The organism is Variovorax sp. 01T439_2 (genome assembly GCF_056398445.1).
This window is the reverse complement of record NZ_JBFTPJ010000035.1, coordinates 1-13,885: the sequence shown is the minus strand read 5'-3', so window position 1 is coordinate 13,885 and position 13,885 is coordinate 1. Positions and strand designations below refer to the sequence as shown.

The window sequence follows — 13,885 nt, the reverse complement described above, 5'->3', positions numbered from 1 at the left end:
CGCGTGAGCGAAACGCGCCCCGTGCGGCCCGACACGCCGCGCGCCCACCGCCGCGTGGACGCCGAGCGCGCGGTGCGCTGGCTCGGCCGCAGCGCGGGTGTGCGCGCCAGCATCCTGCGCATCCCGGGCATCTATGCGCCCGACCGCGAGGGCGGCACGCCGCGCCAGCGGCTCGCGCGCGGCACACCGGTGCTGCGGCGCGAGGACGACGTGTTCACCAGCCACATCCATGCCGACGATCTCGCGCGGGCCTGCGTGGCGGCGCTGTTCCGCGGCCGGCCGCAGCGCATCGTGCATGCCTCGGACGACACCGAGCTGCGCATGGGCGACTACATCGACCTGGCGGCCGACCTGTACGGCATGCCGCGCCCGCCGCGCGTGGCCCGCGAGGAAGCCCAGCGCCAACTGCCCTTGCAGCTGCTGAGCTTCATGGGCGAATCGCGCCGGCTCGACAACACGCGGCTCAAGCGCGAACTGCGCGTTCGGCTCGTGCACCCGACGGTGCACACCGGCTTGCGCGAAGAAGCAGCAGCAGCCTGAAGCCGTGCCGGACCTGCCCGCGAAGGCTTTTCATTTCGTCGATGCCGCCAACTGGCCGGCGGTGCGGCAGCAGGGGCTGTGCAGCACCGACGAGCTGCTGCGGCGCGGCGCCTTCGGACCTGAAGTCGAAGCCTCGGTGCGCGCGAACCGCCCCGAGGGCGTCACGCTGCCCGGCGGCCGCTACATCCGCGACCAGCGTCCCATGCCGCCCGGAGCACTGGCACGCTGCCTCGATCCCGGCCTGGCGCCGGCCGACTGGTATGCGCTGCTCAACGGCTGCGTGTTCTTCTGGCTGGACCCCGAAAGGGGGCAGCGCCATCGCGCCGCCCTGCGCGGCCGGCCGCAGGTGCTGCTGACCTTCGATGCGCAGGCGCTGGCGGCCGTCTACGAGGCTGTCGCGTACGTTACGCCATTCAACATCGGAAGCGCCCTGCGCAAGGCCGCGCCGCGGGGGCTGCGAACGCTGGTGCCGCTCAAGCAATGGCAGGCGAAGGGATGGGCATCGGAGGCGCTGCCGGGGCAGGCGGTGCGGGCTGCGAGCCATCGGCCGGCCGAGCTGGTGCTGCGCGCGGCGGCCGTGCCGGACGCGATGCACCATGTCACGGCGACCGAAATGATCGGGGCTGCGTGAGGGCAGGCAGGAAAAAGGGGGAGGGGGTGGTGCCCGGGGCCGGAATCGAACCGGCACACCTTTCGGTGGGGGATTTTGAGTCCCCTGCGTCTACCAATTTCACCACCCGGGCACATCCGGAAGGAAGCCCAAAATTATGGCACAGTGGCTGCCATGAATTATCCGACGATCGAAGACGCCATCGGCAAGACCCCCCTGGTGGCACTGCAACGCATCGATGCGGCCGAAAACGCCAGGCGCGGCAATGTCATCCTCGGCAAGCTGGAAGGCAACAATCCCGCGGGCTCGGTGAAGGATCGTCCTGCGCTTTCGATGATCAAGCGCGCCGAGGAGCGCGGCGAGATCAAGCCCGGCGACACGCTGATCGAAGCCACCTCGGGCAACACCGGCATCGCGCTGGCCATGGCCGCGGCCATCAAGGGCTACCGCATGGTGCTGATCATGCCGGAGGACCTGTCCGTCGAGCGCGCCCAGACCATGAAGGCCTTCGGCGCCGAGCTGGTGCTCACGCCCAAGAGCGGCGGCATGGAATACGCGCGCGACCTGGCCGAGCAGATGGTGGCGCAGGGCAAGGGCCGGGTGCTCGACCAGTTCGCCAACGCCGACAACCCGCGCATCCACTACGAGACCACCGGCCCCGAGATCTGGACCGACACCAAGGGCAAGATCACGCATTTCGTGAGCGCCATGGGCACCACCGGCACCATCACCGGCGTCTCGCGCTTCCTGAAGGAAAAGAACCCCGCGGTGCGCATCATCGGCGCGCAGCCGGCCGAAGGCTCGCGCATCCCGGGCATCCGCAAGTGGCCGGCCGAATACCTGCCCAAGATCTACGACCCGAGCCGGGTCGACGAAGAAATCAGCGTGAGCCAGGACAACGCCGAGGAGATGTGCCGGCGCCTCGCGCGCGAGGAGGGCATCTTCGGCGGCATCTCCGCGGCCGGCGCGCTCTGGGTGGCGCTCGAGGTTGCCAAGACGGTCGAGAACGCGACCATCGTGTTCGTGGTATGCGACCGCGGCGACCGGTACCTGTCGACCGGCGTCTTTCCCGCCTGACCGAAGCCATGGCCCATCCCAAGTTCTGCCAGGCCTGCGCCACGCCGCTCGAATGGATCGCCCTGATGGAAGACGGCGGTCCCAAGGAGCGCCTGCGCTGCCCCTCCTGCGGCCACACGCACTGGAACAACCCCACGCCCGTGCTCGCGGCCATCGTCGAGTACCGCGGCCAGGTGCTGCTGGCGCGAAACGCCGCCTGGCCGGTGAAGATGTATGCGCTGATCACCGGCTTCATGGAAGCCGGCGAAACGCCCGAGGAAGGCATTGCGCGCGAGGTCAAGGAAGAAACCAACCTCGACGTGAGCGCGACCCAACTCGTGGGCGCGTACGACTTCCAGCGCATGAACCAGATCATCATCGCCTACCACGTGGTGGCCGATGGCGAGGTCAAGCTTTCGCCCGAGCTGCTGGACTACCGCCTCTACGACCTGCCCGACCTCAAGTGCTGGCCCGCGGGCACCGGCTATGCGCTGGCCGACTGGCTGCGCACGCGGGGGCACGAGCCGGTGTTCTTTACCGCAGCGGAAAACGAGGAACGGCGGCGCGGCCTGAACCTGCCGCCCGAGGAGCCGAAGCATGCAGGTTGACCGCGAACTCGACACGCGGGGCCTGAACTGCCCGCTGCCCATTCTCAAGGCCAAGAAATCGCTCAACGACATGGCGAGCGGCCAGCTGCTGAAGGTGGTGTCGACCGACCCGGGATCGCTGCGCGACTTCCAGGCCTTTGCGCGGCAGACCGGCAACGAGCTGGTCGAGCAGCAGACCATCGGCAGCGACTTCATCCACGTGCTGAAGAGGCGCTGAGCGCCGGAAAAGAAAAGGGCCCCGTCGGGGGCCCTTTTTCTTCAGAGCTCCAGGCTCTTGAGGTATTCGCGGAACTGCCCGCCGACTTCGGGGTGCGCGAGCGCAAGCTCCACCGAGGCTTGCAGGAAGCCTTCCTTGCTGCCGCAGTCGTAGCGCGTGCCCTTGTAGGCATAGGCGTAGACCGCTTCCTTCTTCATCAGCGCCGCGATGCCGTCGGTGAGCTGGATCTCGCCGCCCGCGCCCTTGGGCTGGTTGCGGATCTCGTCGAACACGCCGGGCGTGAGGATGTAGCGGCCCGCCACGCCAAGGCGCGACGGTGCCTTGTCCGGCGAGGGCTTCTCGATCATGCGATCGACCTTCACGAGGTCGTCGCCGATCGATTCGCCCGCCACGATGCCGTAGCGCTTGACGTGTTCGAGCGGCACTTCCTGCACCGCKAGCACCGAAGCACCGAGCTTGCCGAAGGCGGCCGTCATCTGCGCGAGCACCGGTGCGCCGCCCACAGGGCCGACCATCAGGTCGTCGGCCAGCAGCACGGCGAAGGGTTCGTTGCCCACCAAGTGTTCGGCGCACAGCACCGCATGGCCGAGCCCCAGCATGCGCGGCTGGCGCACGTAGGAGCAGGTCATGTCGTCGGGCATGACCGAGCGCGCGATGTTGAGCAGTTCGAGCTTGCCGCTGGCCTCGAGCTGGCTCTCGAGTTCGTAGGCGGTGTCGTAGTGGTCTTCGATGGCACGTTTGTTTCGGCCAGTTACGAAAATCATGTCGCGAATGCCCGCCGCGTAGGCTTCCTCAACCGCGTACTGGATGAGTGGCTTGTCGACAACCGGCAGCATTTCCTTGGGCTGCGCCTTGGTGGCGGGCAGAAAGCGGGTGCCGAAACCTGCAACAGGAAATACGGCCTTGCGGATGCGTGTCGAGGGAGTGGGCATGGACAATTTGGGCGTCTGTTCGTTCAGTTGAAGAAGAAGGTTCGATGGATCAACGGCGGCACGGAAAGGCCGTCGTTGCCATGCTAAACCTTGCCCAGGCCCGCGTGTGTCAGCCGAGACGCACAAGCTGGTCGCGAAGACGCTCCAACATGGTGCTGAAATCGGCCAGGCGCTTGCGCTCCTGCTCGATCACGGCCGGCGGTGCCTTGGCCACGAAGGCTTCATTGCCGAGCTTGCCGTTCACCTTGAGGATCTCGCCCTCGATGCGGGCGATTTCCTTGCCGATGCGCGCGCGCTCGGCGGCCTTGTCGATCTCCATGTGCAGGCACAGGCGCGCCGTGCCGACCACGGCCACGGGCGCCGCTTCGGCCGCCGCCGACCAGGAAGCCTCGTCGTCGAAGACCTTCACTTCCTTGAGCTTGGCCAGTGCCTGCAGCACCGGCGCCGCGTCGCGCAGGAAGGCCGCGCCCTCGGCATCGTCGGCCACCGCATAGAGCGGCAGGCGCACCGCGGGCGACACGTTCATTTCGCCGCGCAGCGTGCGGCAGGCATCGACCAGCGCCTTCAGGCGCGCCACATGCGCTTCGGCCGCTTCGTCGATCTTCCCGGCCTGGCTTTGGGGGTAGGCCGCGACCATGATCGATTCGCCCTCGCGTCCGGCGACGGGCGCCACCTTCTGCCAGAGCTCCTCGGTGATGAACGGAATCACCGGGTGCGCGAGGCGCAGCAAGGCCTCGAGCGTGCGGATCAGCGTGCGGCGCGTGGCGCGCTTTTGCGCATCGTCGCCGGTCTGGATCTGCACCTTGGCGATCTCCAGGTACCAGTCGCAGAACTCGTCCCAGGCGAACTGGTAGATGGCGTTGGCCACGTTGTCGAGCCGGTATTCMTCGAAGCCCTTGGCCACTTCGGCCTCGACGCGCTGCAGCTGCGATGCGATCCAGAAATCGGCGCGGCTGAACTTCAGGTAGCCGTGCGCCGGGCCGCCGACCGCGCATTCTTCCTTCGTGTGCTCGCGCAGGCCGCAGTCCTGCCCTTCGCAGTTCATCAGCACGAAGCGCGTGGCGTTCCAGAGCTTGTTGCAGAAGTTGCGGTAGCCCTCACAGCGCTTGCTGTCGAAGTTGATGCTGCGGCCCAGCGATGCGAGCGAAGCGAAGGTGAAGCGCAGCGCATCGGCGCCGAAGGCCGGAATGCCATCGGGAAATTCCTTCTGCGTGTTCTTGCGCACGGCAGGTGCGGTCTCGGGCTTGCGCAGGCCCTGCGTGCGCTTGTCGAGCAGTTCGGGCAGCGCAATGCCGTCGATCAGGTCGACCGGGTCGAGCACGTTGCCTTCGGACTTGCTCATCTTCTTGCCCTGTGCGTCGCGCACCAGGCCGTGGATGTAGACGTCCTTGAACGGCACCTTGCCGGTGAAGTGCTTGGTCATCATGATCATSCGSGCGACCCAGAAGAAGATGATGTCGTAGCCCGTCACGAGCACCGTGGAGGGCAGGTACAGCGCGAGGTCCTCGGTCTTCTCGGGCCAGCCGAGCGAGGAGAAGGGCACCAGCGCGGACGAATACCAGGTGTCGAGCACGTCCTCGTCGCGGCGAAGCGTCTTGCCCGGGGCCTTGGCCTGCGCCTCGGCCTCGTCATGCGCCACGTACACCTTGCCGTCCTCGTCGTACCAGGCCGGGATCTGGTGGCCCCACCAGAGCTGGCGCGAGATGGTCCAGTCCTGGATGTTCTCCATCCAGTGGTTGTAGGTGTTGACCCAGTTCTCGGGCACGAAGCGCACCTCGCCGGTCTTCACCACGTCGATGGCCTTCTGCGCGATCGAGGTGCCGTCGGCGCCGGGCCGCGTCATGGCCACGTACCACTGGTCGGTGAGCATCGGCTCGACGATGGCGCCGGAGCGCGCGCAGCGCGGCACCATGAGCTTGTGCTTCTTCACCTCGACCAGGAGGCCGAGCGCATCGAGGTCGGCCACGATGGCCTTGCGCGCCACGAAGCGGTCCATGCCGCGGTATTTCTCGGGCGCGTTGTCGTTGATGGTGGCGTCCAGCGCGAGGATGCCGATCAGCTCGAGCTTGTGGCGCTGGCCGACCGCGTAGTCGTTGTAGTCGTGCGCGGGCGTGACCTTGACCACGCCGGTGCCGAATTCCTTGTCGACGTAGTCGTCGGCAATGATCGGAATCAGCCGGTCCACCAGCGGCAGCCGCACCTGCTTGCCGATCAGCGGCCGGTAGCGCTCGTCCTCGGGGTGGACCATCACGGCCGTGTCGCCGAGCATCGTCTCGGGCCGCGTGGTGGCCACCGTGAGCGTGCCGCTGCCGTCTGCCAGCGGATAGGCGATGTGCCAGAGCGAGCCGTCTTCCTCTTCGCTTTCCACTTCGAGGTCGCTCACCGAGGTCTTGAGCACCGGGTCCCAGTTGCCCAGCCGCTTGCCGCGGTAGATCAGGCCTTCTTCATAGAGCGAGACGAAGGTCTGCGTGACCACCTTCGAGAGGTCGTCGTCCATCGTGAAGTATTCGCGGCTCCAGTCGACCGTGTCGCCCATGCGGCGCATCTGCTCGGTGATGGTGTTGCCCGACCTTTCCTTCCATTCCCACACGCGTGCCACGAAGTTCTTGCGGCCGAGGTCGTGGCGGCTGATCTTCTGTTCCTGCAGCTGGCGCTCCACCACGATCTGCGTCGCGATGCCCGCATGGTCGGTGCCCGGCACCCACAGCGTGTTGTCGCCCTTCATGCGGTGGTAGCGCGCCAGGCTGTCCATGATGGTCTGGTTGAACGCATGGCCCATGTGCAGCGTGCCTGTCACGTTGGGCGGCGGCAGCTGGATGGCGAAGGAATCGGCGCCTTCCTTGGGCGCCTGCGTGCCGCGAAAGCCCGCCTTGGCGTAGCCGCGCTTTTCCCACTCGGGGCCCCAGTGCGCCTCGATGGCGGCGGGTTCGAACGACTTGGAGAGGCTCTCCAGTCCAGGCTGGGCGGAAGGGGTGGTGGGTTCGCTCATGGGAAATGCAGAAGCGGCGCCTTCGGGGGTGCCGTGGGGACAAGATGGGATAGCCGGCGATTTTACCGGGGCCGCCCCGGGGCAGGCCCACCCCACATAATTCCGGGATGCTCTTCCTGCTCTCCCCTGCGAAATCGCTCGACTACGACACCCCCGTTCCCACCGAAGTCCCCGCCACCCAACCCCATTTCGAAGCCCCCCGCGGCCCCTCGGCCGAACTGATCAAGCTGCTGCGCGAGAAGTCGCCGCAGCAGATCTCCGAGCTCATGCACCTGTCGGACAAGCTCTCCACGCTGAACGTGGCGCGCTACCAGGCCTGGTCCGGCAAGAGCACGCCGAAGAATGCGCGCCAGGCCGCCTTCGCGTTCGATGGCGACGTCTACGGCGGGCTCGATGCGCGCTCGCTCACGCCCGCGCAGCTGGCCTGGGCGCAGGAGCACGTTTGCATCCTGAGCGGCCTCTACGGCCTCTTGCGCCCGCTCGACCTGCTGCAGCCCTACCGGCTGGAGATGGGCACGCCGCTTGCCAATCGGCACGGCAAGGACCTGTATGCCTTCTGGGGCGCGCGCATTGCGGAGCACCTGAACCAGCGCCTGGCGGCGGACCGCACGCCCGTGGTGGTCAATGTGGCCTCGCAGGAGTACTTCAGGTCGGTGGACCGGAAGGCGCTCAAGGCGCGCGTGGTCGAATGCGTGTTCGAGGAGTGGAAGGGCGACAGGTACAAGATCGTGAGCTTCTACGCCAAGCGGGCCCGCGGCCTGCTCGCGCGCTGGGCGGTGCTGCACAAGGCCGCCACGCCCAAGGCGCTGGAAAAATTCGATCTCGAGGGTTATGGTTTCGATGCCACGGCGTCGACGGCCGAAAGGCTGGTGTTCAGAAGGAAGACTTGATATGTCGCAACCGATCAGTCCGGAGCTCCGGGAATGGCTGGTGTCGCAGCTCGCAGCCGGGCATTCGGTGCCTGCGCTACGCGCCTCGATGCGCGCGGCCGGCTGGCAGGACGCGGCCACCGACCTGGCGCTGGCGCAGCTCGAGGCCGGCTTTCCCCACGTGGAAGTGGCCCGGCCGCGGCGCACCGAGATGCCCGGCCCCGATCTCGAAGGCGCGCCGCTGTACATCGACGCGGGCGACCGCCGCGTGCAGGTGCTGCAGACCATGCGGCATCCGCGCGTCGTCGTGTTCGGCAACCTGTTGTCGCCCGAGGAGTGCGAAGGGCTGATTGCCGCCGCGCGGGTGCGGCTGGCGCGCTCGCTCACGGTCGAGACGCGCACCGGCGGCGAGGTGCTCAACGTCGACCGCACCAGCGAGGGCATGTTCTTCGAGCGCGGCGAGAACGACATCGTCGCGCGCCTCGAGCAGCGCATTGCCGCGCTGCTGCGCTGGCCGGTGGAGTTTGGCGAAGGCCTGCAGATCCTGCGCTATGCGCCCGGCGCCCAGTACCGCCCGCACTACGACTACTTCGACCCCGGCGAGCCCGGCACGCCCACCATCCTCAAGCGCGGCGGCCAGCGCGTGGCCACCCTCGTGATGTACCTGCAGGAGCCCGGGCAGGGCGGCGCCACCACCTTCCCCGACGTGGGCCTGGAAGTGGCGCCCGTGCGCGGCACCGGCGTGTTCTTCAGCTACGAGGAACCCGACCCCGCCACCCGCACGCTGCATGGAGGCGCGCCCGTGCTCGCAGGCGAGAAGTGGGTCGCCACCAAGTGGCTGCGCGAGCGCGAATTCAAATAAACAGACACGGGAGCGCCATGAAGCTGCTGGCCAACGGATTGCAGATCGAGGTCGACGACACCGGCGGCGAAGGCCGCCCGGTGGCCCTGCTCATCATGGGCCTGGGCATGCAGCTGGTCGGCTGGCCGCAGGACTTCGTGCAGGCGCTGGTCGATGCGGGCTTTCGCGTGGTGCGCCACGACAACCGCGACATCGGGCTGAGCCAGGGCTTCGACCATGCGGGCACCGGCAACATCGTGTGGGAGAGCATTCGACAGAAGCTGGGCCTGCAGGTGCGATCGGCCTACACTCTGCAGGACATGGCGCGCGATTCACTGGGCGTGCTCGACGCATTGGGCATCAAGCAGGCGCACGTCATCGGCGCCTCGATGGGCGGCATGATCGCGCAGCACCTGGCCGCCGAAGCGCCCGATCGCGTGGCCAGCCTCGTGAGCATCATGAGTTCCAGCGGCGCACGCGGCCTGCCCGGACCGCGCAGCGACGTGGCCGCCATGCTGCTACGCCGGCCGCTGGGCGGTGGCGAGGCCGAACTGGTGGCGCACAGCATCCGGCTGCTCAGGCTCATCCAGAGCCCCGCCTATCCGCAAAGCACCGAGGCGCTGGCCGAGCGCCTCACCTTCAGCATGCGCCGCGCCTACCGTCCGGCCGGCATGTTCCGCCAGATGCTCGCCATTGGCGCCGATGCGCGCCGCCCTGAAGTGCTGCCGCGCATCAAGTGCCCGACGCTGGTGCTGCACGGTGAAGCCGACGCGCTGGTGCCGATGGCCTGCGGTCTGGATACCGCCAAGCGCATTCCGGGCGCAAAGTTCGTCAGCATTCCCGGCATGGGCCACGACCTGCCGCCCGAGGTCTGCGCCATCCTCGCCCACCACATCGCGCCGTTCCTGCACGCGGCCGAAGAACACCACAAGCCATGAGCCTCGACAACATCCCTCCCGCCAAGCCCAACACGCCCGAGCAGTCGCAGCTGGGCCGTGCCTCGGCCTATGCCGACAAGTACGACCCCTCGCTGCTCTTTCCAATTGCGCGCAGCACCCAGCGCGAAGCCATGGGCATCGCCGCCGGCGCGCTGCCCTTTTTCGGCGCCGATCTCTGGACCGCCTTCGAGGTGAGCTGGCTCAACCTGCGCGGCAAGCCGCAGCTGGCCATCGCGCACTTCACCATCCCCTGCGAAACGCCCAACATCATCGAGAGCAAGTCGTTCAAGCTGTACCTCAACAGCTTCAACAGCAGCGCCTTCGCGAGCGTCGAGGCGGTGCGAGACCGCCTGCGCGCCGACCTGTCCGAGGCGCTCTGGCGCGGCAGCGACCAATCGGCCGGCATCGGCGTGAAGCTGCTGGCACCCGACATGTTCGACCGCGAGCCGGTGCACGAACTCGACGGCCTGGACCTGGACCGGCTCGACATCGAGTGCACCCATTACCAGCCTGCGCCCGAGCTGCTGTCCAGCGACAGCACCCAGCCGCCGGTGAACGAGACGCTCACCAGCCGCCTGCTCAAGAGCAACTGCCTCGTCACCGGCCAGCCCGACTGGGGCAGCGTGCAGATCCGCTACAGCGGCCCGGCCATCGACCAGGCCGGTCTGCTCGCATACATCGTGAGCTTTCGCAACCACAACGAGTTCCACGAGCCCTGCGTGGAGCGCATGTTCACCGACATCTGGCGCCGCTGCCAGCCCAACAAGCTCGCCGTGTATGCGCGCTACACGCGGCGCGGCGGGCTCGACATCAATCCGTTCCGCACCAGCTGGCCGCAGGCGCTGCCGCCGAACATCCGCACCGCGCGGCAATAAGGGGCAAGGGCGCCGCCGAAGCCCCTCTTCGGAAATCCGGAACCCGCAGCCCGGCCCCTGTGGCATTCTGGAACTGCCCGCGACACTGCGGGCGGCTATCCGGAGCAGACACACATGGTTGAAGGAAAAGTAGTCGTCGTCACCGGCGCGGGCGGCGGCATCGGGCGCGACATCGCGCTGGCCATGGCGAGCCATGGCGCCAAGGTGGTGGTGAACGACATCGGCGCGGCCCTTGATGGTGCGGGCGGCAGTGCCGGCCCCGCGCAACAGGTGGTCGACGAGATCCGCGCYGCGGGCGGCCAGGCCGTGCCCAACACCGACAGCGTGGCCGATGCGGCCAGCGCGGCGCGCATCGTCGAATGCGCGGTCGAGAGCTTCGGGCGCATCGACGCGGTGGTCAACAACGCGGGCATCCTGCGCGACCGGTTCTTCCACAAGATGTCGGTCGACGAGTGGGACGCCGTGCTCAAGGTGCACCTGTACGGCGCCTACTACGTGAGCCGCGCGGCCGCCACGCACTTCAAGGAGCAGAACTCGGGCGCGATGGTGCACATGACCTCGACCTCGGGCCTCATCGGCAACTACGGCCAGGCCAACTATGCAGCGGCCAAGCTCGGCATCGTGGCGCTGTCGAAGTCGATCGCGCTCGACATGCTCAAGTTCAACGTGCGCTCCAACTGCATCGCACCCTTTGCATGGAGCCGCATGATCGGCGCCATTCCCACCGACACCGACGAGCAGCGCGCCCGCGTCGACAAGATCAAGCAGATGACGCCCGCCAAGGTGGCGCCGCTGGCGGTGTACCTGGCAAGCGATGCGGCCGGCGCGGTCAACGGCCAGATCTTCTCGGTGCGCAACAACGAGATCTCGCTCATCAGCCAGCCGCGGCCGGTGCGCTCCATCCATCGCTCCGAAGGCTGGACGCCGCAGAGCATTGCCGAGCACGCCATGCCGGCCATGCGCGCGAGCTTTCATCCGCTGGACCGCTCGGCCGACGTGTTCAGCTGGGATCCGGTCTGAGCGGGGCCCGCTCCTGAGGTCAAACCCTGAGGCCGGCGCGCGCAGCGCCATTCGCCGGACAATGCACGCTTCCTTTCTTTCTGGCGCGCTTGTCCGGTGAACCTGCATTTCGACCTGTTCGACCTGAAACTGTTCGTCTACGTGGCGGACGCGCGCAGCCTCACGCGCGGCGCCGAGAAGGCCTGCATCTCGCTGGCGGCCGCCTCCACCCGCATCAAGCAGATGGAAGAGGCCGTGGGCGGCAAGCTCTTGCACCGAAGCGCGCAGGGCGTGAGCCTCACGGCGGCAGGGCAGGCGGTGCTCTACCACGCCAAGCGCGTGATGCAGCAGATGGAGCACCTGCGCTGCGACATGCAGGATTTCGGCAAGGGCATCAAGGGCCATGTGCGCGTGTTCGCCAACACCACCTCCATCACCGAATACCTGCCGCAGAAGCTGGCCGGCTTTCTCACGCAGCATCCGGCGGTGCAGGTGGACCTGCGCGAATACCTGAGCGAGGAGATCGTGCGCGCCGTGGCCGATGGCGAGGCCGACATCGGCATCCTGGCCGGCGACGTGCACACCGGCGAACTCGACGCGCGCCCCTTCGGCCGCAACCAGCTGGTGCTGGTGGTGCCCGCGGCGCATCACCTGGCGGGTGCGGCCTCGGTGGCCTTTGCCGACACGCTCGACGAGCAGCACGTGGGCCTGCACCACGGCAGCGCCATCCACCGCTTTCTGCAGCGCCGGGCCGAGCTGGCCGGCCGCGGCTTCAACCCGCGCATCCAGGTCAGCAGCTTCGAGGCGATCTGCCTGATGATCGAGGCGGGCGTGGGGGTGGGCGTGCTGCCGGCCTCGTCGGCGCAGCGGCTGTCGATGGCGATGCGCATCGCGACCGTGGCGCTCAGCGATGCCTGGGCCGAGCGCGAGCTCAAGCTCATCGCACGCAGCCGCGAGCAGCTGCCGGCCTCGGCGCGCGAGCTGTTCGACCACCTCGTTGCGCCCTGAAGAAGAGGGCGCGCAGGCCATGTCCGCCGACCTGAAGTCGCTGCGCCTGTTCGTGACCGTGGCCGACCACGGCAGCATCAGCGAAGGCGCCAAGCGCTGCCACATCGCGCTGGCGGCCGCGAGCAAGCGCATCTCCGACCTGGAAGCCCGCGCGCGGCTGCCGCTGCTGGTGCGCCATGCGCGTGGCGTGACGCTCACTTCGGCGGGCCACGGCCTGCTGCTGCATGCACGCGCCGTGCTCTCGGCCATGGACCGGCTGGGCGCCGAGCTCGACGACTTCCAGAACGGCGTGGCGGGCGTGGTCAGCATCACGGCCAACGCGTCCACCATCGCGCAGTTCCTGCCCGCGCAGATCGGCTCCTTCCTGCGGCTGCATCCGGTGCTCAAGATCGACCTGCAGGAGCGCGCCAGCACCGAGGTGGTGAAGGCCGTGCAGGCCGGCCTGGCCGACATCGGCGTGATCGAGGGCAACACGCCCGCCGAAATGCTCGAATGCCTGCCCTACCGCAGCGATGAACTGGCCGTGGTGGTGGCGCGCGACCATCCGCTGGCCAGGCGCAAGCGCATCGGCGTGGAGGAGGTGCTGCGGCACGACCATATCGTGGTGCGCGAAGGCACGGCGCTGCACCGCGTGCTGCTGAACGCGGCACTGGAGGCGCAGCTGCCGCTCAAGGTGCGCATGCAGGTGGGCAGCTTCGACATGGTGTGCCGCATGGTGGAGCAGGGCGTGGGCATCGGTGTGCTGCCTTATGCGGCCATCCTGCCGCAGCTGCAGATACTGAAGCTGCGCTGCCTGAAGCTCGATGCGCCGTGGGCGGTGCGTCGCCACCTGCTGTGCGTGCGGCGGCAGCAGGACCTGACCGCGGCCGCGCGCTCGGTGCTGGAGCACCTCGGCCGGCCGGACTGAGCCCCGAGCCTTCGCGCCGCGCGAAGCCTCGCGCCCGCCAAAAACGAATTGTTCTCCACGGCCTGCGCACTAAGAATCGTGCAGCCGAAGCAAGGCAAAAGGAGACATTCTTGAAGATCATCCGCGTCAGCGCCACGCCGCTGAACATTCCCGTCACCATCGATGTGCTGGGGCTCAACCAGCAGACCTCGCTTTCGCTCTGCCTGACCGAGATCGAGACCGACACCGGCCTCGTCGGCCATGGCATGACGGCCATCACCGAAGAAGAAATCATTGCCGCCGCCGTGCGCGAGGTGGCCGGCCCGGCATTGATCGGCGAAGACCCGATGGCCACCGAGCGCCTGTGGGAGAAGCTCTACTGGCTGCTCTCGCCGCGCGGCCAGACCGGCTATGCGAGCCACGCCATTGCCGCGCTCGACATCGCGCTGTGGGATTTGAAGGCCAGGGCGCTCGGCCAGCCGCTGTGGCGCCTGCTGGGCGGTGCGCGCTCCAGGGT

At 67.9% G+C, this 13,885-nt stretch carries 15 protein-coding genes and 1 tRNA gene; 13 read left to right on the top strand and 3 right to left on the bottom strand.

The genetic code is table 11. From position 1 onward, the window contains the following. Together AC1DOC_RS03165 and AC1DOC_RS03160 are read left to right on the top strand one after the other, a co-directional pair. Positions 1 to 540, top strand: a 540-nt coding sequence (locus tag AC1DOC_RS03165; RefSeq protein ID WP_478129391.1) for a Rossmann-fold NAD(P)-binding domain-containing protein, incomplete at its 5' end; no start/stop codon positions are given. 4 nt (positions 541 to 544) lie between these two features. Beyond that, entirely contained in the window at positions 545 to 1,171 is a 627-nt protein-coding gene (locus tag AC1DOC_RS03160) for a DUF7002 family protein (RefSeq protein ID WP_478081153.1), read from the top strand. Between the two features lie 27 nt (positions 1,172 to 1,198). On the opposite strand, the gene AC1DOC_RS03155 is transcribed toward AC1DOC_RS03160, so the two are convergent. Beyond that, a tRNA-Leu gene (locus AC1DOC_RS03155) sits at positions 1,199 to 1,283 on the bottom strand. A 41-nt stretch (positions 1,284 to 1,324) separates the two neighbouring features. On the opposite strand from AC1DOC_RS03155, the gene cysM reads away from it, so the two are divergent. The 3 genes from cysM to AC1DOC_RS03140 are packed head-to-tail and all read left to right on the top strand — an operon-like array spanning position 1,325 to position 3,031. Then, positions 1,325 to 2,227 (top strand): cysteine synthase CysM, encoded by a 903-nt coding sequence (gene cysM / locus AC1DOC_RS03150; protein WP_027730911.1) that lies wholly within the window; start codon positions 1,325 to 1,327, stop codon positions 2,225 to 2,227. Between the two features lie 8 nt (positions 2,228 to 2,235). Then, the gene (locus AC1DOC_RS03145) at positions 2,236 to 2,814 is read left to right on the top strand and encodes an NUDIX hydrolase (protein WP_012746444.1); all 579 of its coding nucleotides are present in this window, start codon (positions 2,236 to 2,238) and stop codon (positions 2,812 to 2,814) included. Beyond that, entirely contained in the window at positions 2,804 to 3,031 is a 228-nt protein-coding gene (locus AC1DOC_RS03140; protein ID WP_012746445.1) for a sulfurtransferase TusA family protein, read from the top strand. The genes AC1DOC_RS03145 and AC1DOC_RS03140 overlap by 11 nt, the downstream gene beginning before the upstream one ends. A 41-nt stretch (positions 3,032 to 3,072) precedes the next feature. Here the strand turns inward: AC1DOC_RS03140 and galU are convergent, their stop codons facing one another. Together galU and AC1DOC_RS03130 are read right to left on the bottom strand one after the other, a co-directional pair. Further along, complete coding sequence (galU, locus tag AC1DOC_RS03135; RefSeq protein ID WP_018903186.1) at positions 3,073 to 3,963, bottom strand: UTP--glucose-1-phosphate uridylyltransferase GalU; 891 nt, start codon at positions 3,961 to 3,963, stop codon at positions 3,073 to 3,075. 109 nt (positions 3,964 to 4,072) lie between these two features. Beyond that, the gene (locus AC1DOC_RS03130; protein WP_478129390.1) at positions 4,073 to 6,952 is read right to left on the bottom strand and encodes a valine--tRNA ligase; all 2,880 of its coding nucleotides are present in this window, start codon (positions 6,950 to 6,952) and stop codon (positions 4,073 to 4,075) included. 107 nt (positions 6,953 to 7,059) lie between these two features. Between AC1DOC_RS03130 and yaaA the strand changes: the two genes are divergently transcribed. The 8 genes from yaaA to AC1DOC_RS03090 form a co-directional block, all read left to right on the top strand. Continuing rightward, a complete protein-coding gene (yaaA, locus tag AC1DOC_RS03125) occupies positions 7,060 to 7,842 on the top strand; it encodes a peroxide stress protein YaaA (protein ID WP_436042801.1) in 783 nt (260 codons plus the stop codon). 1 nt (position 7,843) lies between these two features. Next, positions 7,844 to 8,683, top strand: coding sequence for a 2OG-Fe(II) oxygenase (locus tag AC1DOC_RS03120; protein WP_412510479.1), 840 nt, complete (start codon positions 7,844 to 7,846; stop codon positions 8,681 to 8,683). Positions 8,684 to 8,700: 17 nt separating this feature from the next. Then, the gene (locus AC1DOC_RS03115) at positions 8,701 to 9,600 is read left to right on the top strand and encodes an alpha/beta fold hydrolase (protein WP_436042804.1); all 900 of its coding nucleotides are present in this window, start codon (positions 8,701 to 8,703) and stop codon (positions 9,598 to 9,600) included. Further along, the gene (gene queF / locus AC1DOC_RS03110; RefSeq protein WP_436042806.1) at positions 9,597 to 10,475 is read left to right on the top strand and encodes an NADPH-dependent 7-cyano-7-deazaguanine reductase QueF; all 879 of its coding nucleotides are present in this window, start codon (positions 9,597 to 9,599) and stop codon (positions 10,473 to 10,475) included. Before AC1DOC_RS03115 ends, queF begins: the two co-directional genes overlap by 4 nt. Before the next feature lie 114 nt (positions 10,476 to 10,589). Beyond that, on the top strand, positions 10,590 to 11,495 hold the full coding sequence (locus tag AC1DOC_RS03105) for an SDR family NAD(P)-dependent oxidoreductase (RefSeq protein WP_012746452.1): 906 nt from the start codon (positions 10,590 to 10,592) through the stop codon (positions 11,493 to 11,495). A gap of 96 nt (positions 11,496 to 11,591) precedes the next feature. After that, a complete protein-coding gene (locus tag AC1DOC_RS03100) occupies positions 11,592 to 12,482 on the top strand; it encodes a LysR family transcriptional regulator (RefSeq protein ID WP_062362937.1) in 891 nt (296 codons plus the stop codon). A 19-nt stretch (positions 12,483 to 12,501) separates the two neighbouring features. Further along, positions 12,502 to 13,389: a LysR family transcriptional regulator gene (locus tag AC1DOC_RS03095; RefSeq protein ID WP_436042809.1), complete on the top strand. Its 888-nt coding sequence runs from the start codon at positions 12,502 to 12,504 to the stop codon at positions 13,387 to 13,389. 110 nt (positions 13,390 to 13,499) lie between these two features. Beyond that, positions 13,500 to 13,885 (top strand): enolase-like domain-containing protein (locus AC1DOC_RS03090; protein ID WP_478129389.1); only part of this gene is annotated, 386 nt, incomplete at its 3' end.